This window comes from Bacillus sp. FSL K6-1005 (assembly GCF_038000225.1).
In the GTDB taxonomy this organism is placed as follows: domain Bacteria; phylum Bacillota; class Bacilli; order Bacillales; family Bacillaceae; genus Bacillus; species Bacillus mojavensis.
Genome location: NZ_JBBOBP010000001.1, coordinates 727,487 through 748,630 on the forward strand (window position 1 = coordinate 727,487; position 21,144 = coordinate 748,630).

A 21,144-nucleotide genomic window follows, 5' to 3' on the forward strand; every position below is an offset into this window, starting at 1 on the left:
TGTTTCCTCCTTATTGAAATGTTAGGCTGCCTGCCGATCCTGTTTTTCCAGAAGGCGGCTCCAGCCTGTTAAGATAACGGCTCCTGCTACCATTAAAGCTCCAATCCATGCGGTATGAATCAGTCCGATGGAATCAGTAATCAAGCCTCCCAAAAATGATCCTAGGGCAATTCCTGCGTTAAATGCTGCAATATTAATCGCGGATGCTACGTCTACTGCGCTCGGTACAAAACGTTCAGCCAGCATGACGACATATACTTGAAGGCCGGGCACATTCATAAAGGCCAATAAGCCCATAAAGAGAATCGTAATGAGGCCAGCAATTTTATAAGGAGCCGTAAATGTTAACGTAAACAGGACGAGCGCCTGAATGATAAACATATAAAACAGCGCGCCGATCGGATTTCGATTGGACAGCTTTCCGCCGATCATATTGCCGATGGCAATGGCAATTCCGTATACGAGCAGGATAATGGCTACCGTGCCGGCCTTAAAGCCTGTCACTTCCTGAAGCAAGGGAGACAGATAAGTGAACACAACAAATGTCCCTCCGTATCCTAATGCTGTTATGACAAATAAAAGCAGTAAACGGCCATTTGTCACAAGCTTGAATTGATCCCGCATCGTTGTTTTCGTCCCTTTTCGTAAATTGGAAGGGACAAGAATGCCATTTGCAATGACAGCGATAATGCCGACGGCAATAATAACCATAAAGGCGAACCGCCAGCCGAGCTGCTGGCCGATAAACGTGCCGAAAGGAACGCCGGTTACGGTTGCGACGGTAAGTCCTGTAAACATAATGGAAATCGCACTCGCCCTTTTATTTTCAGGGACAAGATCGGCTGCGATTGTCGAGCCGATCGACATAAACACACCGTGTGAAAAAGCGGATATCACACGTGCTGCTAATAGAACTCCGATGCTGGAGGCTGACGCGGCCATCGTATTTCCGGCGATAAATATGATCATGATCCAAAGCAATAGCGTCTTTCGTGACATGCTTGAGGTCAATGAAGTTAAAATAGGCGCGCCGAACGTAACGCCAAGTGCGTATAGGGAGACGGTCAATCCTGCTGTTGTTACAGGAATGTGTAAATCATCAGAAATTAACGGCAAAAGGCCGACGCTGATAAATTCGGTTGTCCCTATCGCGAATGCACTAATGGCGAGAGCCAGAAGTGCAGGAATGCTGCTTTTATTGGCTGAAGTCATTCATGTTCCTCCTTGCTGTTATGTGTTGTATGATTGAAATTCTGCCGAGCAAGCTATATAAATATAAAGAGCAGATTCAAATCAGCCGGCAAATGTGATTATGAAAGATATCATCAAAAAAGAAAAGTACGTACTTTTAAGTGCTATAGTCACTTTTTGGTGCCTGTAAGGAGAGTGAACCGCATGGAGAGGAAAAAATATAACATTTCAGTTGAAGCGACTCTTGAAGTAATCGGCGGGAAATGGAAATGCGTGATTTTATGCCACCTGACGCACGGAAAAAAAAGAACAAGTGAGTTAAAACGGTTAATGCCGAATATTACTCAAAAAATGCTGACCCAGCAGCTGCGTGAGCTGGAAGCGGACGGTGTCATTAACCGGATCGTGTACAATCAGGTTCCTCCTAAAGTGGAATACGAACTGAGCGAATACGGCCGCAGCTTAGAAGGCATATTAGATATGCTCTGTGCTTGGGGAGCGAATCATATAAACAAGGTATACGGCGATACTTTCTCTGTATTAGAAGAAAGTGTGCTCAATGATAAATTGAAACAGGAATCATAAGAAAATAAAGCAGGCAGTGCGCAGCGCTGGCTGCTTTTTTTATTCTTCAACCTCATATTTTGTGCAAGAAAACGCACGATACATCATAAATTAGCGTTATAATCGTTGATTTTTATCAATATGTACTGGCGAATTCTTTTTAATGTGTTATACTAATTTTAGATGACAACAAATTAGAGTGACATAATTGATGAGGGGTGACCAACATGAAGGTAAAAGTAGCGATAAACGGGTTTGGAAGAATCGGAAGAATGGTCTTTAGAAAAGCAATGTTAGACGATCAAATTCAAGTAGTGGCTATTAACGCCAGCTATTCGGCTGAAACGCTGGCTCATTTAATAAAGTATGACACAAATCACGGACGGTACGAAAAAGAAGTTGAGGCTGGAGAAGACAGTCTGATTGTGAATGGAAAAAAAGTACTCTTGTTAAACAGCCGTGATCCGAAACAGCTGCCTTGGCGGGAATATGATATTGACATTGTCGTTGAAGCAACAGGGAAGTTTAATTCAAAAGAAAAAGCGATGGGACATATTGACGCGGGCGCGAAAAAAGTCATTCTGACAGCTCCGGGGAAAAATGAAGACGTTACCATTGTGATGGGTGTTAATGAAGACCAATTTGATGCTGAACGCCACGTGATTATTTCAAACGCGTCATGCACGACAAATTGCCTTGCACCGGTTGTAAAAGTGCTTGATGATGAATTTGGCATTGAGAGCGGTCTAATGACGACAGTACACGCTTATACGAACGATCAAAAAAATATTGATAATCCGCACAAAGATTTGCGCCGCGCCCGGGCATGCGGTGAATCCATCATCCCGACGACAACAGGCGCGGCAAAGGCGCTTTCGCTTGTTCTGCCTCACCTGAAAGGAAAGCTTCACGGTCTCGCTTTGCGTGTGCCTGTTCCGAACGTTTCATTAGTTGATCTTGTTGTCGACTTGAAAACGGATGTAACGGCAGAAAAGGTAAACGAAGCATTCAGGCAGGCTGCCAAAACGTCAATGTACGGAGTGCTTGATTATTCGGATGAACCGCTCGTGTCGACAGATTATAATACGAATCCGCATTCGGCGGTTATTGACGGGCTTACGACAATGGTGATGGAAGACAGGAAAGTAAAGGTTCTCGCATGGTATGACAATGAATGGGGCTACTCATGCAGAGTAGTTGATCTCATCCGCCATGTGGCGGCACGAATGAAACATCCATCTGTTGTATAGAATAAGGTCATGGACACAATTTAAGAAAAAACCCTTAACAGCAAATTTCTGAAAAAACGCTTCTTGCAAATTAGACTTAAACACAGTATACTATTTTTCGTGAACTTCTTGCTTGAGACTGTTTCGGGATTACTTAAAGGGTTAGGACCTCTCCGGACTAACTTTCCCCCGTGGTAAATAGCCGACCCAGTTGTTGGAACTTCACTTTTTAATTCTTGTTAAGGGGGGTCCATGACTATGGAAACAATGGGGCGTCACGTTATCTCCGAGCTATGGGGATGCGATTTTGATAAGCTGAATGACATGGATTTTATTGAAAAAACGTTTGTAAATGCTGCTTTAAAATCAGGAGCTGAGGTGCGCGAGGTTGCATTTCACAAATTTGCACCGCAAGGCGTAAGCGGAGTCGTTATCATTTCTGAATCACATTTAACGATTCACAGTTTTCCTGAGCACGGATATGCAAGCATTGATGTTTATACTTGTGGAGACTTAGATCCTAATGTCGCTGCTGACTACATTGCAGAAGCATTACATGCTGATACAAGAGAAAACATTGAAATACCAAGAGGAATGGGGCCTGTGCAGATTAAACAGGCGCAAGCGAAAGTACTATAAAGTAAACACGAACACAAAGGGAGCTGGAGCTAGAAAGCCGTTACGCGCTTTTTAGCTTATGCTCCTTTTATTTTTATGAACAAACAGGGGCGGCCAGCTTTTTCTTTTTTCGTTTTTTTTGTAAAATAAGAAAGAGATATGTCATAAACCGCCTGATGCTGTTAGATACAGCCTAAACAACGGCTCTCCCGACAGATGCCTGTCACATCACTTTTTATAGCCGGAGGCTGCCGAATATACATTGCAGGGAACGAAATAGTTGGGAGCTGATTTTATTGAAATGTCCTTCATGCCAGCATAACGGAACACGAGTCCTCGATTCACGGCCTGTGGATGACGGAAAATCCATTCGCAGAAGACGTGAATGCGAAGCCTGCCATTACCGCTTTACTACCTTTGAGAAAGTGGAGGAAACCCCGCTTATCGTTGTGAAAAAAGAAGGCGTGCGAGAGGAATTCAGCAGGGAAAAAATGCTGCGCGGCCTTATTAAAGCATGTGAAAAAAGGCCTGTTTCACTCAAGACGCTGGAAGATATGTGTTTTGACATTGAAAAAGAACTGCGCAACCAAGGCTGTTCCGAAGTGAAAAGCGAGTTCGTCGGAGAGATGGTCATGGACCGCCTGGCTAAGGTTGATGAAGTCGCATACGTGCGGTTCGCGTCCGTCTATCGGCAGTTTAAAGATATTAATGTCTTTATCGATGAATTAAAAGATTTAATAAAGAAAGAGCGTTAAAGAGCTAAAAGGATTCTTCTAGCTCTTTTCTCATGTGCAAAATTGGCATTTGATAGATATTCGAAACGGTGTAAAATGAGGGTAGAAACATAATCGGAAGGTTTGAGAATGTATGGCTGACTATTGGAAAGATGTACTGCCTGTAGACCCTTATGTGGTAAAAAGCAAATCAATGCTGCAGGATATTGACAGACAAATTATTACACAACTGTACCAGCCCTTAATCGGCCCTGTTGCATTCTCTCTTTATATGACATTGTGGGGAGAACTTGAACAAAACCGACTGTGGGGCGGAGAATCCACACATAGACAGCTGATGGGAATGACTCAGTCCAATTTGAAAACGATCCATCAGGAACAGGGAAAGCTAGAGGGCATCGGATTGCTGAAAGTATATATGAAAGAATCCGAGCGGCAGGAGCGCCTCTTTATATATGAACTGCTGCCGCCGCTGCGGCCGAATGAATTTTTCGAAGACGGCATGCTGAACGTTTTTTTATATAACAGAGTTGGAAAAACAAAATATCAGCAGTTAAAACAATTTTTTACGCATCCGGCGATTTCAGAAGACGCCAAAGAAATTACAAGGCCGTTTAACCATGCGTTTGAATCGCTGCAGCCGAGTGAATGGAAGCTTACATCCGATATGGAGGAAACGGTGAGACTGGCGACGGGAAGAGAGTATACAACTGTCGGACAGGCTCCGTCCTACACCGTTACAGAGGATGTGTTCGATTTTGATTTGTTTTTAGCGGGGCTTTCGGAGACGATGATTCCGAGAAAAGCAATGACACAGCAGGTGCGGGAAACGATTAAAAAGCTTTCTTATTTGTACGGCATTGATCCTTTGCAGATGCAAAACGTCGTCATGAGCGCGATCGATGAGCATGAAGTGATTACCACCGAAGCTTTAAGAAAAGCGGCAAGCGACTGGTACCAAATCGAGAGGAACGGACAGCTGCCGGACTTAGTGGAGAAAACACAGCCGGTACATCTGCGTGAAGGCGCAAAACCGGCAGAAGAGGATTCGCTGGATAGTGAGCTGATCGCATTGCTCGAGGTCATCTCACCGAAAAAGCTTCTTCAGGATATCGCGGACGGAACCGAACCGTCAAAAGCAGATTTGAAAATTATAGAAGAGATTATGTTTGAACAGAAGCTGGAGCCAGGCGTCACAAATGTGTTAATTTATTATGTCATGCTGAAAACCGACATGAAGCTGTCGAAAAACTATATACAAAAAATTGCCTCCCATTGGGCGCGCAAAAAAGTCAAAACGGTCAGAGAAGCGATGAAGCTTGCCATAGAAGAAAACCGCCAGTATCTTGAATGGGCTGAAGGTAAAACGAGCCAACCTTCTAAACGAAATCAAAAAGTGATTCGCGAAGAAAAACTTCCTGACTGGATGAAAGAAAAGAAATCGGCGTCCGATTCTGAAGCCGGACAGCAGATGCTGAATGAACAGGACTTGGAAGAACAGAAGAAAAAGATGATGGAAGAAATGAAAAAACTGAAAAAATACTCTGCCTATTAAGAGCAGAGATGCGGGGTGAAGTAATACATGGAACCAATCAGCCGTTCCCTGCAGGGCGTAACCGGCAGACCGGATTTTCAAAAGCGTCTTGAACAAATGAAGGAAAAAGTGATGAAGGATCAAGACGTTCAGGCATTTTTGAAGGAAAATGAAGACGTCATCGATCAAAAAATGATTGAAAGAAGCTTAAATAAGCTTTATGAATATATTGGACAGAGCAAGCACTGCTCTTATTGTTCAGAAGACGAAAACAGCAATAATCTGTTGGAGGGCTACCATCCGAAGCTTGTGATGACCGGCCGCTCTATTGATATCGAGTATTACGAATGTCCAGTCAAACGAAAACTCGATCAGCAGAAAAAACAGAAGTCTCTCATGAAAAGCATGTATATTCAGCAGGATCTTCTCGGAGCGACGTTCCAGCAGGTCGATATTAATGACCCGAGCAGACTTGCAATGTTCCAGCATGTCACGGATTTTCTGAAAAGCTATAATGAGACGGGAAAAGGGAAAGGATTGTATTTGTACGGCAAGTTTGGCGTAGGAAAAACCTTTATGCTCGCCGCTATTGCCAATGAGCTGGCGGAAAAAGAGTATTCCTCCATGATCGTCTATGTGCCCGAATTTGTCAGAGAGCTGAAAAACTCGCTTCAAGATCATTCATTGGAAGAAAAGCTGAACATGGTAAAAACAACGCCTGTACTGATGCTCGACGACATCGGAGCGGAATCGATGACGAGCTGGGTCAGGGATGAAGTCATCGGGACAGTGCTTCAGCACAGAATGTCTCAGCAACTGCCGACTTTCTTCTCTTCTAATTTCTCGCCTGATGAGCTGAAACATCATTTTACGTATTCGCAAAGGGGAGAAAAGGAAGAAGTAAAAGCGGCTAGATTAATGGAGCGGATTTTATATCTGGCTGCTCCGATCCGTCTTGACGGAGAAAACCGCCGCCATTAATAACCGCTGCGGTTCAAAGGGGAAGGAACTGAGAGGGTATGAAACTTAAAACGGCTGTTAAATGGCTGGCAGTGCTTGCGGGAGCAGGCTTGATTTTTTGGGCCAATAAAAGGTATTTAAATCTATCTCCGAAGGAAATCCGAATATGGGTTTTATCGTTTGGCATCTTTGCACCGCTTATCTTTATCGGGATATCGATCGTCAGGCCGCTTGTATTATTTCCGGTATCAGTTATTTCTATTGCGGGCGGTCTCGCCTTTGGCCCGATTCTCGGCACGCTTTACACACTATTCGGGTCGATGTGCGCTTCGGCTGTCTCATTTTTTGCAGCCAGTCTGTTTGCTGCAAAAACGAACAGCCATCATGAAAGGCTGGAAAACATCCAGAAACAGATGGAGGAAAACGGTTTTTTCTATATCTTTCTTCTGCGGATCCTTCCGATTAATTTTGACTTCGTCAGCTATGCGGCAGGGCTTTCTAATGTCAAGGCGCTGCCCTATTTTGCGGCGACGGCTGCGGGAATCATCCCTGGGACCGTTGCGCTGAACGTGCTGGGAGCAAGCTTTTTCACGGGCAATTTGCCCGCCTTCTTTCTCGTCCTCGGATTTTATATCATTTTTATGGCGCTGCCACTTATCTTCAGAAAGAAAATGCAAAACTTGTTTCAAGAATCAAATTAAGATTTGCCTGTGACCTTTACGTCTATTTTAAAAACATCCCCCATATACTTGTAACAGATGCCGTAAGGGGGGACAAACATGCTTGAAATAATCTTTGAAGATGACCAAGATACAGCCGCTTTTTTACATCTCATTCAGCATTCGGACGATCGGGAAAACATCATTGTCCGTGAAAGTATACGAAAAATCGAGATTGAAAAAGCTGAGCCGGCTTTCTCTATTCAGCGTTTTATGGAACCGATTCTGGTCAAGTTTTTTTTAGAATGCAAAGAAGACGAGCATATGCTGTCGATGATTGAAGAGACGTATTGTTTCACGGACCAGGATGAGCAGCAGCAAATCCTTCAGCTCGCACACAGTATTATAGAGGGGGAAGCTGATGTTCTTCCGTTTGAACCGATGAAGCCGCCGCGCAAGCAGTATATTTTAGATGAGCTCCGAACGATTTGTTTAGAGGACGAAGTATTTTCAATTCGTTCCTTTCAAATCTTTCGCCTCGGAAAGTACTACGAACAGCTTAGAGAAACTGTGGAAGCGGCAATAGACGAATATAAGATGGAGCAGGAGTACCAAAACTTTATTCAGACACTCAGAGACTACGTAATGGCTAAGCCTCCGCGAATCAAAAAGGTGCACATTGTCCATGACGGTTCGTTTACACTGTGGGAGATGCGCTATGTGCCGGAACGGGAAAAAATGAAATACATAGACAGGCGATTTGTCCGGGATCACCCCATGTACATTGACTCCCATTTGCTTGCGCCGCTGATCTCCATCGCACCTGATGAGGTGGTTCTCTATACAGACCAGCCGGAGCATATGATGGTAAGGACGATTCAAAACGTATTTCAAGAACGTGTGCAAATGCTTCCGCTTCAGGCGTTTTCAAACGCTGAAACACCGGTCAAGCACTCGGAGGGATAAGTGCCGGCAGCCTGTAAACATAAGGCTGCCGCTTAAAAAAGGAAATACAATCGTGTTGATTTTTTAGAACGAACAATTTATAATACATAGGAGATTAAGATTGACACACGTACTGATAAGGACATGAAGGAATGATACCGGCTTGAAGAGAGGGAAGTCACGGCTGCAAGCTTCCCAGCTAAGGACCATTCGCTTTACCGCCTTTGAACTTCAGCTGTGAACACCTTTAGCAGGAACAGTAATGGCTGACGGGAACTCCCGTTACAGAGTTTAGAGCCGCAGGTGCCGATGTATGGGCTTGCGGAAAAAAGGGTGGAACCACGATTCCGTTTATTCAACCTCGTCCCTTTCATAGGGGGCGGGGTTTTTATATGCAAAAAAAGGAGTGACAAAGATGTCAGATATGGTAAAAATCACATTTCCTGATGGAGCAGTCAAGGAGTTTGCGAAAGGAACAACAACAGAAGATATCGCGGCATCCATCAGTCCGGGATTAAAAAAGAAATCATTAGCCGGAAAACTGAACGGAAAAGAAATCGATTTGAAAACGCCGATCAACGAAGACGGCACTGTGGAAATCATTACTGAAGGATCAGAAGAGGGTCTTGAGATTATGCGCCACAGTACGGCTCACTTGCTGGCGCAAGCGATTAAACGCATTTACAAAGATGTGAAATTCGGTGTCGGTCCTGTTATCGAAAACGGTTTTTACTATGATGTAGAAATGGAAGAAGCGATTACACCGGAGGATCTGCCGAAAATCGAGAAAGAAATGAAAAAAATCGTCAATGCGAACCTTCCGATCGTTCGAAAAGAAGTCAGCCGTGAAGAAGCGAAAGCCCGCTTTGCGGAAATCGGCGATGATCTGAAGCTTGAACTGCTGGATGCGATTCCTGAGGGAGAAACCGTATCGATTTATGAGCAGGGCGAATTCTTTGACCTGTGCCGCGGCGTACACGTTCCGTCAACAGGAAAAATCAAAGAATTTAAGCTGTTAAGCCTTGCAGGTGCATATTGGCGCGGTGACAGCAATAATCAAATGCTTCAGCGTGTATACGGAACAGCTTTCTTCAAAAAAGCTGATCTTGACGAGCATCTTCGCATGCTTGAAGAAGCAAAAGAGCGAGACCACAGAAAGCTCGGCAAAGAATTAAAGCTGTTTGCGAATTCTCAAAAAGTCGGACAAGGTCTGCCGCTTTGGCTGCCAAAAGGCGCGACAATCCGCCGCACGATTGAGCGCTATATTGTCGATAAAGAAATCAGCCTCGGCTATGAACACGTTTATACACCAGTGCTTGGAAGCAAAGAGCTGTATGAAACATCAGGACACTGGGATCATTATCAAGAAGGCATGTTCCCTCCGATGGAAATGGACAATGAAACACTTGTGCTCCGTCCGATGAACTGCCCGCACCATATGATGATTTATAAAAACGATATTCACAGCTACCGTGAGCTTCCGATTCGTATCGCTGAACTTGGCACAATGCACCGCTACGAAATGTCAGGTGCGCTGTCAGGTCTTCAGCGGGTGCGCGGCATGACACTGAATGATGCTCACATCTTTGTCCGTCCGGATCAGATTAAGGATGAGTTTATCCGAACTGTTCGTTTGATTCAGGACGTATATGAAGATTTCGGCTTGCACGATTACACTTTCCGTCTGTCTTATCGTGACCCGGAAGACACAGAAAAATATTTTGATGACGATGAAATGTGGAACAAAGCGCAATCTATGCTGAAAGCGGCAATGGACGAAATTGGCCATGACTATTACGAAGCAGAAGGCGAAGCTGCATTCTACGGCCCTAAACTTGATGTTCAGGTGAAAACAGCGATTGGCAAGGAAGAAACATTGTCTACTGTTCAGTTGGACTTCTTGCTGCCTGAACGCTTCGATCTGACATATATCGGAGAAGACGGCAAGCAGCATCGACCGGTTGTTATTCACAGAGGTGTAGTATCAACAATGGAACGATTTGTTGCATTCCTTATCGAAGAGCATAAAGGCGCACTTCCAACATGGCTTGCACCGGTTCAGTTCCAGGTCATCCCGGTTTCTCCGGCTGTGCATTTGGATTATGCGAAGCAAGTACAAGAGCGCCTGCAGCGTGAAGGCCTGCGTGTAGAAGTCGACAGCCGTGATGAAAAAATCGGCTACAAAATCCGCGAAGCGCAAATGCAAAAAATTCCGTACATGCTTGTGGTCGGTGACCAAGAAGCAGAAAACGGAGCGGTAAACGTCCGTAAATACGGAGAGCAGAAGTCTGAAACCATTTCACTTGATGATTTTGTGAAAAAGGCTGTAGCTGAAGCGAAGAAATGATAAAAAAAGCATGATCTCATGAAAGAGATCATGCTTTTTTATTTATGTTCTAAAATAGGAAACAAATCATGAAGGCTGCTGATGATGTAATCAGGCGTCACTTCTGTTTCATTTTTCTTATCCGTCCGATTGATCCATACGGTTTTGATACCGGCTCTGGAAGCGCCTAAAATGTCTGTATTCAGGTTATCGCCGACCATGACGGCATCCTCCTTTTGGATATTCATCAGCTGAAGGCAATGCTCGAAAATAGAAGCGTCGGGTTTCCCTTTGCCAAAAGCGCCTGAGATGACAATTTCATTGAAATAAGGGGCGAGCTCAGGCACGCCGGCGAGCTTCTCCTTTTGCAGACTCGGATCGCCGTTAGTCAAAAGCAGCAACTCATATTTTCCTTTTAATTGATCAAGCACATCGAATGTTTCATCGTATACAAACGGGCGTTTTCGGCGCTCCGCTGCAAAAAACTCTCCCAAATATTCACCATATGCCGGATCGTCGACACCCAGCGCTTTCAGACCGTTTGTCCATGCGTTTCGTCTGTACTCCGGCACAATCTTATTCAGCTTCTGAAACCCTTCACTGATAGGCTCAGAGAAATTCGACCAGAGCCCTTCAAATGGGTTAATGCCGATCATCACCGTATAAGGATATGTCTCGTAAGACATGTACAATTCTCTCGCCGCTTCCCGAACAGCTTCTTCAAATTCCTGCGGGTCAAGACCATATTTTTTCTCGGCCTGTAAACATGTTTCTGCAAATGTTGTTCTGACGCTTTTCTCATCCCAAAGTAGTGTATCATCTAAATCAAAAAATACGGCTTTCATGATCTTCTCCTCTGCTTCAGATTCAATTCTTTCTGCCAAAATGCTCATGTTTATTCTACAATAGATAAAAGCCTTGTGAAATATGTTTTCAGACGATTTTAAAAAAACAGTCAGCCATGAAATGATTTGCCGAAAAATGATAAAATGAAATGGGAAAGAACAGGTGACATAAATGATTCAATTAATGATTATGATGCTGGAAAGGGTAGGAATTATTGTTATATTGGGATTTATTCTGGCTCACACTAAACTTTTCAGACAGGCTCTTCAAAATCCGGAGGGCTACAAAGGAAAGGCTGCACTGATTTCTATTTTTTCTCTTTTCAGCATCATCAGCAATTACACCGGCATCGAAATTCAAAAACATATGATTGTGAACAATGATTGGGTGTTTACAATAGATCCGTCTGGCTCTATTGCGAATACCCGTATTTTAGGCGTTGAAATAGGAGGGCTTTTGGGCGGGCCGTTTGTTGGAGCGGGAATCGGGTTATTAGCAGGCCTTCATCGGTTTTCGCTCGGCGGCAGCACGGCTTTAAGCTGTGCGGTCTCATCTGTTTTAGCCGGAATTCTAGCGGGATGGATCGGCCGGTATTTTACGAAGCGTTATCGAATGCCGACACCGCGTATCGCAGCTCTCGTCGGAATCGGTATGGAGTCCTTGCAAATGGTCATTATTTTGCTGATGGCAAAGCCGTTCAATGATGCTTGGGAGCTTGTCAGCATGATCGGGATCCCGATGATCCTCATTAACGGAACAGGCAGCTTTATTTTCCTGTCGATTATTCAAGCCATTATTCGCAAGGAAGAACAGGCGAGAGCGCTTGAAACGCACAGGGTGCTGACCATTGCCGATCAGACGCTTCCTTTTTTCCGTCAAGGGTTAAATGAAAGCTCTTGTAAAAGTGTAGCGTCCATCATCCATAAGATGACCGGAACGGATGCGGTATCTCTGACGGATAATGAGAAAATACTTGCGCATGTCGGAGCGGGAATGGACCATCATATCCCATCTAAAAGCTTGATCACAGGTCTGTCTAAAAAGGTAATTAAAACAGGGCGCATCATGAAGGCTACTTCACAGGAAGAGATTGAATGCACCCATCCGGAATGCCCTTTGCACGCGGCGATTGTACTGCCTTTGACATCAAACGGGAACACAATCGGAACGTTAAAAATGTATTTTAAAAGCCCGGCCGGTCTCAGTCAGGTAGAGGAGGAGCTTGCCGAGGGGCTTGCCATGCTGTTTTCGACACAACTTGAGCTCGGTGAGGCTGAGCTGCAAAGCAAGCTTCTGAAGGATGCGGAAATCAAAGCGCTTCAAGCACAGGTTAACCCGCATTTTTTATTTAATGCCATCAATACGATTTCTGCTTTATGCCGGACAGATGTTGAAAAAACCCGTAAGCTTTTGCTGCAGCTTAGTGTGTACTTTCGTTCTAATCTCCAAGGAGCAAGACAGCTGCTGATCCCGCTTTCAAAGGAGCTGAATCATCTTCAAGCCTATCTGTCATTAGAACAGGCGCGTTTTCCCGGGAAATATGAGATTGAGCTTGATATTGACAGCAGACTGGAGCCAATTGAGATTCCTCCGTTTGTCTTACAGGTGCTTGTTGAAAACGCATTGCGGCATGCATTTCCCAAAAAACAAGACATGTGCAAGGTAACGGTTTGTGTCTTATCTGATGAGTCATCCGTCTATATGAAGGTCACGGATAATGGTCGTGGAATTCCGCCGGACGTCTTGCCGGAACTGGGGAATAAACCGCTGCCTTCTAAGGAAGGAACAGGGACTGCGCTTTATAATCTGAATCAGCGGCTGATTGGTTTATTCGGCCAGCAGGCTGCATTACATATCAAGAGTGAGGTACATAAAGGGACAGAGGTTTCCTTTCAAGTGCCTATGCAACAAATGAAAGAGGGAGAAGAACATGCTCAGGGTGTTAATAGTTGATGATGAGATTCTGGCAAGAGATGAACTGGCCTATTTACTCAAAAGGACAAATGAGGAATTAGAAATCAATGAAGCAGAAAATATTGAATCAGCGTTTGACCAAATGATGGATCAAAAGCCTGATTTGCTGTTTTTAGACGTTGATTTATCCGGTGAGAATGGCTTTGATATCGCAAAACGATTGAAGAATATGAAGCATCCTCCGGCGGTTGTGTTCGCGACGGCCTATGACCAGTATGCACTTAAAGCTTTTGAAGTGGACGCTCTCGATTACTTAACCAAACCTTTCGATGAAGAAAGGGTTCGGCAAACAATGAAAAAGTATAAAAAGGTAAAGCGGGAGATTGCTGAACCAGAACAGACCGGCCATGCCAGCCAGCATAAATTAGCCTTATCTGTCGGTGAATCGATTGTGATTGTGGATACGAAGGATATAATCTTTGCGGGAACCGAAGATGGCCATGTCAATGTAAAAACCTTTGATGCTTCTTATGCAGTCAATGATACGCTCGTTGTCATTGAAAAAAAGCTTCCGGAACCTGATTTTCTCCGCGTCCATCGAAGCTTTGTCGTTAATACTGAGTACATCAAAGAGATACAGCCTTGGTTTAATTCCACCTATAACCTGATCATGAAAGACGGATCGAAAATACCGGTCAGCCGGACATATGCCAAGGAATTAAAAAAGCTGCTCCATATTTGACGGGGCGGCTTTTTGTATTTCATCCTTTTTATGCTGCAACTCACCTTAAATATTCGGCAAGTTATCATGTAAGCGCTTAATAGATAGAAATTCTTATTTATAATGAGGGTACAAAAGAGAAAGAGGTGAAGAAAATGAGTGCTAAAAAAGTGTACGGATTTTTAACACAAGCATTTATTTTTGCCGTCATTATGATGGTTTCCAATATGATTGCCGCTTTTGTCCCAATTCCTATACCGGCGTCAGTTGTAGGATTGGTCTTATTATTTCTCCTATTATGCTTGAAAGTAATTAAACTGGAACAAGTAGAAACGCTCGGAACGTCTTTAACCTCATTGATCGGATTTTTATTTGTTCCATCAGGTATATCTGTTATGAATTCTCTTGGTGTGATGCAGCAATACGGCCTGCAAATCGTCCTTGTCATTCTTCTCGCAACAATTATTTTATTGGGGGCAACAGGATTGTTTTCTCAGCTTATTCTTACATTGAGCGGAAAACGCAAGACTGCCGATGACATAAAAGCAAAAACAGTGCAGCCGCCGCAGAAGAAAAACGAACTTGTTCATCATTAAAAGAAACAGGAGGTTCATGAAATGGAAAGCACAATGAGTCCTTATTTCGGAATTGTCGTATCACTGGCCGCTTTCGGCATCGGCACCTTTTTATTTAAAAAAACAAAAGGGTTCTTCCTTTTCACTCCATTGTTTGTTGCGATGGTGCTTGGAATTGCATTCTTGAAAATCGGCGGTTTCTCTTACGCTGACTATAATAACGGAGGAGAAATCATTAAGTTTTTCCTGGAACCTGCGACGATTGCCTTTGCCATTCCATTGTACAAACAAAGAGATAAACTGAAAAAATACTGGTGGCAAATTATGTCCTCCATTATCGCAGGCTCTATCTGCTCTGTCACGATTGTCTATTTGCTTGCAAAAGGGATTCACCTTGATGAGGCTGTTATGAAAAGTATGCTTCCGCAGGCGGCAACAACGGCGATTGCGCTTCCTTTATCAAAAGATATTGGCGGCATCAGCGATATCACAGCTTTTGCGGTCATCTTTAACGCCGTCATTGTGTATGCGCTCGGCGCTTTGTTTTTAAAGGTATTTAAAGTGAAGAATCCCATTTCAAAAGGGTTGGCTCTCGGAACGTCCGGACACGCACTCGGTGTAGCCGTCGGGATCGAGATGGGTGAAGTCGAAGCCGCGATGGCAAGTATTGCTGTTGTCGTTGTCGGGGTCGTAACGGTTCTGGTCATTCCTGTGTTTATACAGCTGATCGGAGGTTAAGCCAAGGCTGACAGCCTTGGCTTTTTCTATTTTATGGTGCGTCTTCCGGATCGATATATCCTTGTTTAATGCCCCATTCCACTTGATCGTCATGCCACTTTTTTCGTTCTTCATAACCATAGCCGTCGTCATCAGGGAGCTCAGAAGCCGGCTGTTGAATGGCATCATCTGTCTGGCTCGGGGAAGATGGCGCATTTTGGCTGTTAGATGAGGATGCCTCATTCTGCTGACGCTGTTCCTGCGCTTGCCGTTCTTTTTCGGCATTTGCTTCCTGCTGTTTTTGGATTGCTGCCTGACGCTGCCTTTCAAGCTCAGCTTGTCTTTCTGCTGCTGCCTGTGCCAATCGTTGCCTTTCCGCTTCTTCCTCCTGTTGTTTTTTTCGTTTCGCTCGCTGCTCTTTTTCGCGTTTTTTCGCTGCAGTGATTTGTCTTTGTTTCTCGGCTTCTTGCTTCGCCTTCAGCTTTCCTAATTCAGTTGCGAGCGGATTCACCATTTTCAATGAAACGGGTTTTAGGTTTTTCAGCTCTTTCTCCAGCTTGTTTTCATGAAACGCTGCGGCTGTGATAACAGTCTCTTCTTTTGGCTCTGAAGATATGCTGTTGCTATTGGAGCAGCCGGTTACTATCAATGTCAAAAATAGAGTAAGCTGTATCGGTTTGTTCATGTGTCGGACTCCCTTCTGGTTCTTATATCGGCTTTTTTAGTATGAGGTTCACTTTGTTTAGCATTTTTTCCTATATGTGGTTTTTTGATAAACTGCGCAATAAGGAGAAGGATGGGGGAGTATATTGGATCTTCGTATAACAGAATCTGGTGCGGAGCATCCGCAGCTACTGATCTTTATTCATGGCGGGGGTGTCAGCGGCTGGATGTGGGAAGAGCAAATCAGCGATTTTCAGCGTTTTCATTACCCATGGATCGCCGCTGGCTCAGCCAATGCTTTTTAACAAAATCCTTCATGATTGTCTGGAGGGTTCAGAACACATGCATGCTGGATAAGAATAAAAGATTTTCTTTTTCTCTCTTGCACTCATAAATAACCCGTGTTACAATGAGAAAGTTGTTCCGGGTAAGTCATCCTTGACTAAACATCCGGCATTGTGTAGAATAGTTATTGAATTGAATATAAATCACAAGCAGAAGCACCCGCTTCTCACCTGATTGACACATTCATGTAGTTGGCAGGTTGACCGTACATTTTTATTGATACAGATGTTCGTAGTGTGGGTGTTTTATAATGCCCGCACTTTTTGTTTGCCTGCAGAATGCAGTCAAAAGAGTGTGAATCAATTCGAAGAAACTATGGAGGTGGCTCATTATTAGCAAAGATCAATTGGTTAATGAGGGTATCCGTGCACGTGAGGTCCGCTTAATCGGACAAAATGGCGACCAGCTTGGAATCAAGTCCCGTCAGGAAGCACTTGAAATAGCCGGCCGCGCAAATCTTGACCTTGTGTTAGTTGCAGCAAATGCAAAACCGCCTGTCTGCCGCATCATGGACTACGGAAAGTTCAGATTCGAGCAGCAGAAAAAGGACAAAGAAGCACGCAAAAATCAAAAAATCATTAACTTAAAAGAAGTTAGATTAAGTCCGACAATCGATGAGCACGACTTTAACACGAAGTTGCGCAATGCGATTAAATTCCTTGAAAAAGGCGATAAAGTGAAAGCTTCTATCCGCTTTAAAGGACGCGCAATTACTCATAAAGAAATCGGCCAACGTGTACTAGACCGTTTTTCTGAAGCATGTGCTGAGGTTGCGACAGTCGAAACAAAACCAAAAATGGACGGCCGCAGCATGTTCCTCATGCTCGCGCCGAAAAACGAAAAGCAATAAGGAGGAAATCCCATGCCAAAAATGAAAACTCACCGCGGATCTGCTAAACGTTTTAAAAAGACAGGTTCTGGGAAGTTAAAACGTTCTCATGCATACACAAGTCACTTATTCGCCAACAAATCTCAAAAGCAAAAGCGTAAGCTTCGCAAGAGTGCTGTTGTAAGCGCAGGAGACTTCAAACGTATCAAACAAATGCTTGCTAACATCAAGTAATCGGACAAGGAACAATTAGGAGGGAAATTTAATGCCAAGAGTAAAAGGCGGAACTGTTACACGTAAGCGTCGTAAAAAGGTTCTTAAATTAGCAAAAGGTTATTTCGGTTCAAAACATACATTATACAAAGTAGCTAACCAGCAGGTCATGAAATCTGGAAACTATGCTTTCCGTGACCGTCGTCAGAAAAAACGTGATTTCCGTAAGCTTTGGATCACTCGTATCAACGCAGCTGCTCGCATGAACGGTCTTTCTTACAGCCGTTTAATGCACGGTCTTAAGCTTTCTGGTATCGAAGTAAACCGTAAAATGCTTGCTGATCTTGCTGTAAACGATCTTACTGCATTCAATCAGCTTGCTGATGCTGCTAAAGCTCAATTAAACAAATAATGATATAGAGCCGCTCTCTAAGAGCGGCTTTTTTATATAAAGGATGAGGGAACATGATGATTGCTGTATATCTAGTTCTGATCAATCTGTGCGGTTTTTGGGTGATGGGCGCAGATAAACGAAGAGCGCAGCACCACAAATGGAGAATTTCTGAAGATCGGCTGTGGCTGATTGCCATTGTGTTTGGAGCGCTTGGTGTCTGGCTCGGCATGCAGACCTTCAGACATAAAACGAAGCACACATCATTTCAATACGGTGTGCCGTTTCTTTTGGTAATTGAAGCGGTGTTGATCGGTATCTATTACAGTCCGTTTGATTTATAAAAAAGCAGAAAAGCGTTTAGCGCTCTTCTGCTTTTTTTGCAAGTTTTATGGGCTGATCCCAGTCAATTTTGCAATCCGGATATCGTTCCAGTACTTTTTCTTCAATGTTCTTAAAATCTTTTGCAGAGAAGTTTTTCAGCTTTTCAGGAGACTCTGTCCATACGAAGATGGTGTGGATGAACAGCGGATGATCCTTGGAAGGAATATGCTTTTCTCCTTCAAAAAGCACGCCTTTATACGTCAATTGAAAGTTCTTTCGGGTATTGTTCTGTTCATCGATAATATAAAAAAGTTCTTTTGATTGGGCCAGCTTCAGTCTTCTCTTTGGATTGGCGACATATTTGACCAAGGCATAAATACAGTAAGCAAATAAAGCAAGCAATAGTATCCGGAGAACCATGATAAACATTGTGTGAAGGCACCTCCCTCATTGTGATGATCTGATGTAATACGAAGTGCATAGAAAAAGGTTTCACTTTTTCTAAAAGAAGTTTGTTAAAAAAGATATACCCGCTTTTTAAGTGAAATAGTCGTATGGTTACCGTCAGGTTTTGTATAATAATAATGCAGGACATATGAGGGAGGTTTTTGGAATCATGGCTAAATTGGATGAAACATTAACCATGCTGAAGGAATTAACTGATGCAAAAGGTATTCCGGGAAATGAAAGAGAAGTAAGGCAAGTGATGAAATCATACATAGAACCATTTGCTGATGAAGTGACAACTGACCGGCTTGGCAGTTTAATTGCGAAAAAAACAGGCGCGGAAAACGGTCCGAAAATTATGATTGCCGGGCATTTGGATGAAGTCGGTTTTATGGTGACACAAATCACCGATAAAGGCTTTATCCGTTTTCAAACTGTCGGCGGCTGGTGGTCTCAAGTCATGCTGGCTCAGCGTGTCACCATCGTGACGAAAAAGGGAGAGGTCACAGGGGTTATCGGATCTAAGCCTCCGCACATTTTATCTGCTGAGGCGAGAAAAAAACCGGTAGACATCAAAGAGATGTTCGTTGATATCGGGGCTTCAAGCCGTGAGGAAGCATTGGAATGGGGCGTACTCCCAGGCGATATGATCGTTCCGCATTTTGAATTTACGGTTATGAACAATGAAAAACATTTATTAGCCAAGGCATGGGACAACCGTATAGGCTGTGCAATTGCAATTGACGTGTTAAGAAATCTAAAAGATACTGATCATCCAAATGTTGTGTATGGTGTGGGAACAGTGCAAGAAGAAGTCGGCTTACGAGGGGCGAAAACGGCTGCACACACGATTCAGCCTGATATCGCGTTTGGCGTTGATGTAGGCATAGCTGGAGACACACCAGGCATTTCAGAGAAAGAAGCGCAAAGTAAAATGGGAGAAGGGCCGCAAATTATATTGTATGATGCCTCAATGGTCTCTCACAAAGGGCTGCGTGATGTAGTTGTTGAAACGGCCGAGGAAGCGGGCATTCCGTATCAATTTGATTCGATTGCCGGCGGCGGTACTGATTCCGGTTCTATTCATTTAACGGCAAATGGAGTGCCGGCACTCTCTATCACAATCGCCAGCCGCTATATTCATACGCATGCGGCAATGCTTCATCGGGATGACTATGAAAACGCTGTGAAATTAATCACAGAAGTCATTAAGAAATTAGACCGAAAGACAGTTAACCAAATCACATATGAATAAAAATCATCAGAATCCGCTATAAAAGGCGGATTCTATTTTTTTGTCTGTACAAATACAATAGGCAACTCTACAATGAGGATATATATAGAAAATATGTGTTAGTCTGGATGATAGACAAGTTTTCTATATCTCAAAAAAAGGAGGATTTAATGAATATGAAAAAGAAAGCGTTTTCTGGTTTGTTGCGTTTTTCTTGCGCAGCTTTAACAGCTGGTGCTGTGATGTTGTCCGCTTTACCAGCATCAGCCGCTTTTTGGGGAGCATCGAACGAGCTTCTGCATGATCCGACGATGGCAAAGGAAGGAAATACTTGGTATGCTTTCGGGACAGGGCTTGAAAAGGAAAACGGACTTCGTGTACTGAAAGCGGACAGCAACGGGGTATGGAGAGTTCAAAAATCTATTTTCACCAGTCCTTTATCTTGGTGGAGCCAATATGTGCCTAATTTCGAACGAAACCAATGGGCTCCGGATGTGACATACTACAACGGAAAGTACTGGCTTTACTATTCGGTTTCTTCGTTTGGAAGCAACACCTCTTTAATTGGTCTTGCTTCAGCAACTAATCTCAGTTCGGGCAGCTGGAAGGACGAAGGGCTAGTTACTCGGACAACAAGTGCAAATAATTATAATGCCATTGATCCTGAATTAACAATTGACAAGGATGGAAATCCTTGGCTTGCGTTTGGTTCATTTTGGGGCGGAATTAAATTAACAAAATTAAATAAATCTACGATGAAACCAACCGGTTCATTATATTCAATAGCAGCCAGACCAAATAACGGCGGTGCTCTGGAAGCCCCTACTTTAACATACAATAATGGCTACTATTATTTAATGGTTTCATTCGATAAATGCTGTCAAGGGGTAAATAGTACGTACAAAATTGCTTACGGCAGGTCTAAAAATATTACAGGTCCTTATGTAGACAGAAACGCTAAAAGTATGATGGATGGGGGCGGTACAATTCTTGATGCCGGCAATGAACAGTGGAAAGGGCCGGGCGGACAGGATATCGTAAACGGGAACATACTCGTGCGTCACGCTTATGATGCAAAAGACAACGGCACTCCAAAGCTTTTAATCAATGATTTGAATTGGAGCTCAGGCTGGCCATCGTATTAAGAGAAAGGTCAATCATTCAT

General features: G+C 43.7%; 24 protein-coding genes and 1 other annotated feature. Of the genes, 20 read left to right on the plus strand and 4 right to left on the minus strand.

What is annotated here, in order from left to right:
• Positions 1-21: 21 nt before the first annotated feature.
• Complete coding sequence (locus NST16_RS03635) at positions 22-1,212, minus strand: MFS transporter (protein ID WP_340883987.1); 1,191 nt, start codon at positions 1,210-1,212, stop codon at positions 22-24.
• Between the two features lie 183 nt (positions 1,213-1,395).
• On the opposite strand from NST16_RS03635, the gene NST16_RS03640 reads away from it, so the two are divergent.
• The 9 genes from NST16_RS03640 to thrS all read left to right on the plus strand — a co-directional run bounded on the left by NST16_RS03640 (position 1,396) and on the right by thrS (position 10,781).
• Positions 1,396-1,776, plus strand: a complete 381-nt coding sequence (locus NST16_RS03640; RefSeq protein WP_029441386.1) for a winged helix-turn-helix transcriptional regulator — start codon at positions 1,396-1,398, stop codon at positions 1,774-1,776.
• A gap of 206 nt (positions 1,777-1,982) precedes the next feature.
• Positions 1,983-3,005 (plus strand): glyceraldehyde-3-phosphate dehydrogenase, encoded by a 1,023-nt coding sequence (locus NST16_RS03645; protein ID WP_010335261.1) that lies wholly within the window; start codon positions 1,983-1,985, stop codon positions 3,003-3,005.
• 237 nt (positions 3,006-3,242) lie between these two features.
• Entirely contained in the window at positions 3,243-3,623 is a 381-nt protein-coding gene (gene speD / locus NST16_RS03650; RefSeq protein ID WP_003223584.1) for an adenosylmethionine decarboxylase, read from the plus strand.
• A gap of 275 nt (positions 3,624-3,898) precedes the next feature.
• Positions 3,899-4,357 (plus strand): transcriptional regulator NrdR, encoded by a 459-nt coding sequence (gene nrdR / locus NST16_RS03655; RefSeq protein ID WP_010335260.1) that lies wholly within the window; start codon positions 3,899-3,901, stop codon positions 4,355-4,357.
• Between the two features lie 112 nt (positions 4,358-4,469).
• Positions 4,470-5,891 carry a replication initiation membrane attachment protein DnaB gene (gene dnaB / locus NST16_RS03660; RefSeq protein ID WP_340883992.1) on the plus strand — a complete coding sequence of 474 codons (1,422 nt, stop codon included), beginning with the start codon at positions 4,470-4,472 and terminating at the stop codon, positions 5,889-5,891.
• A gap of 27 nt (positions 5,892-5,918) precedes the next feature.
• Positions 5,919-6,851 (plus strand): primosomal protein DnaI, encoded by a 933-nt coding sequence (dnaI, locus tag NST16_RS03665; protein ID WP_024122442.1) that lies wholly within the window; start codon positions 5,919-5,921, stop codon positions 6,849-6,851.
• A gap of 38 nt (positions 6,852-6,889) precedes the next feature.
• Entirely contained in the window at positions 6,890-7,531 is a 642-nt protein-coding gene (locus NST16_RS03670; RefSeq protein WP_168748501.1) for a TVP38/TMEM64 family protein, read from the plus strand.
• Between the two features lie 78 nt (positions 7,532-7,609).
• Positions 7,610-8,455 carry a putative sporulation protein YtxC gene (ytxC, locus tag NST16_RS03675; protein ID WP_340884000.1) on the plus strand — a complete coding sequence of 282 codons (846 nt, stop codon included), beginning with the start codon at positions 7,610-7,612 and terminating at the stop codon, positions 8,453-8,455.
• A 394-nt stretch (positions 8,456-8,849) separates the two neighbouring features.
• On the plus strand, positions 8,850-10,781 hold the full coding sequence (gene thrS, locus NST16_RS03680; RefSeq protein ID WP_010335257.1) for a threonine--tRNA ligase: 1,932 nt from the start codon (positions 8,850-8,852) through the stop codon (positions 10,779-10,781).
• Positions 10,782-10,819: 38 nt separating this feature from the next.
• On the opposite strand, the gene NST16_RS03685 is transcribed toward thrS, so the two are convergent.
• Positions 10,820-11,605, minus strand: coding sequence for an HAD family hydrolase (locus NST16_RS03685; RefSeq protein ID WP_010335256.1), 786 nt, complete (start codon positions 11,603-11,605; stop codon positions 10,820-10,822).
• A 172-nt stretch (positions 11,606-11,777) separates the two neighbouring features.
• Between NST16_RS03685 and lytS the strand changes: the two genes are divergently transcribed.
• The 4 genes from lytS (at position 11,778) to lrgB (ending at position 15,554) form a co-directional block, all read left to right on the plus strand.
• Positions 11,778-13,559: a two-component system sensor histidine kinase LytS gene (lytS, locus tag NST16_RS03690; RefSeq protein WP_010335255.1), complete on the plus strand. Its 1,782-nt coding sequence runs from the start codon at positions 11,778-11,780 to the stop codon at positions 13,557-13,559.
• On the plus strand, positions 13,537-14,262 hold the full coding sequence (locus tag NST16_RS03695) for a LytR/AlgR family response regulator transcription factor (protein WP_340884005.1): 726 nt from the start codon (positions 13,537-13,539) through the stop codon (positions 14,260-14,262). Before lytS ends, NST16_RS03695 begins: the two co-directional genes overlap by 23 nt.
• A gap of 134 nt (positions 14,263-14,396) precedes the next feature.
• Positions 14,397-14,837, plus strand: coding sequence for an antiholin-like murein hydrolase modulator LrgA (gene lrgA, locus NST16_RS03700; RefSeq protein WP_010335253.1), 441 nt, complete (start codon positions 14,397-14,399; stop codon positions 14,835-14,837).
• A gap of 21 nt (positions 14,838-14,858) precedes the next feature.
• The gene (gene lrgB / locus NST16_RS03705; RefSeq protein WP_010335252.1) at positions 14,859-15,554 is read left to right on the plus strand and encodes an antiholin-like protein LrgB; all 696 of its coding nucleotides are present in this window, start codon (positions 14,859-14,861) and stop codon (positions 15,552-15,554) included.
• A 31-nt stretch (positions 15,555-15,585) separates the two neighbouring features.
• On the opposite strand, the gene NST16_RS03710 is transcribed toward lrgB, so the two are convergent.
• Positions 15,586-16,218, minus strand: a complete 633-nt coding sequence (locus tag NST16_RS03710; protein ID WP_229146527.1) for a hypothetical protein — start codon at positions 16,216-16,218, stop codon at positions 15,586-15,588.
• A gap of 124 nt (positions 16,219-16,342) precedes the next feature.
• Here NST16_RS03710 and NST16_RS03715 point away from each other — a divergent pair, with 124 nt between their 5' ends.
• The 5 genes from NST16_RS03715 to NST16_RS03735 all read left to right on the plus strand — a co-directional run bounded on the left by NST16_RS03715 (position 16,343) and on the right by NST16_RS03735 (position 18,318).
• Positions 16,343-16,501 (plus strand): hypothetical protein, encoded by a 159-nt coding sequence (locus NST16_RS03715; protein ID WP_326218140.1) that lies wholly within the window; start codon positions 16,343-16,345, stop codon positions 16,499-16,501.
• Between the two features lie 181 nt (positions 16,502-16,682).
• Positions 16,683-16,813, plus strand: a sequence feature (ribosomal protein L20 leader region).
• A gap of 56 nt (positions 16,814-16,869) precedes the next feature.
• The gene (infC, locus tag NST16_RS03720) at positions 16,870-17,391 is read left to right on the plus strand and encodes a translation initiation factor IF-3 (RefSeq protein WP_071543361.1); all 522 of its coding nucleotides are present in this window, start codon (positions 16,870-16,872) and stop codon (positions 17,389-17,391) included.
• A gap of 12 nt (positions 17,392-17,403) precedes the next feature.
• On the plus strand, positions 17,404-17,604 hold the full coding sequence (gene rpmI / locus NST16_RS03725; RefSeq protein ID WP_003222418.1) for a 50S ribosomal protein L35: 201 nt from the start codon (positions 17,404-17,406) through the stop codon (positions 17,602-17,604).
• A gap of 31 nt (positions 17,605-17,635) precedes the next feature.
• On the plus strand, positions 17,636-17,995 hold the full coding sequence (gene rplT, locus NST16_RS03730) for a 50S ribosomal protein L20 (protein ID WP_003222420.1): 360 nt from the start codon (positions 17,636-17,638) through the stop codon (positions 17,993-17,995).
• A gap of 53 nt (positions 17,996-18,048) precedes the next feature.
• A complete protein-coding gene (locus tag NST16_RS03735; protein ID WP_168748495.1) occupies positions 18,049-18,318 on the plus strand; it encodes a DUF1294 domain-containing protein in 270 nt (89 codons plus the stop codon).
• Positions 18,319-18,334: 16 nt separating this feature from the next.
• Here the strand turns inward: NST16_RS03735 and ysdB are convergent, their stop codons facing one another.
• Entirely contained in the window at positions 18,335-18,727 is a 393-nt protein-coding gene (gene ysdB / locus NST16_RS03740) for a sigma W pathway protein YsdB (RefSeq protein WP_168748494.1), read from the minus strand.
• A 187-nt stretch (positions 18,728-18,914) separates the two neighbouring features.
• Between ysdB and NST16_RS03745 the strand changes: the two genes are divergently transcribed.
• Complete coding sequence (locus NST16_RS03745; protein WP_340884016.1) at positions 18,915-20,000, plus strand: M42 family metallopeptidase; 1,086 nt, start codon at positions 18,915-18,917, stop codon at positions 19,998-20,000.
• A 155-nt stretch (positions 20,001-20,155) separates the two neighbouring features.
• Entirely contained in the window at positions 20,156-21,124 is a 969-nt protein-coding gene (locus NST16_RS03750; protein WP_340888267.1) for a glycoside hydrolase family 43 protein, read from the plus strand.
• Positions 21,125-21,144 lie beyond the last annotated feature (20 nt).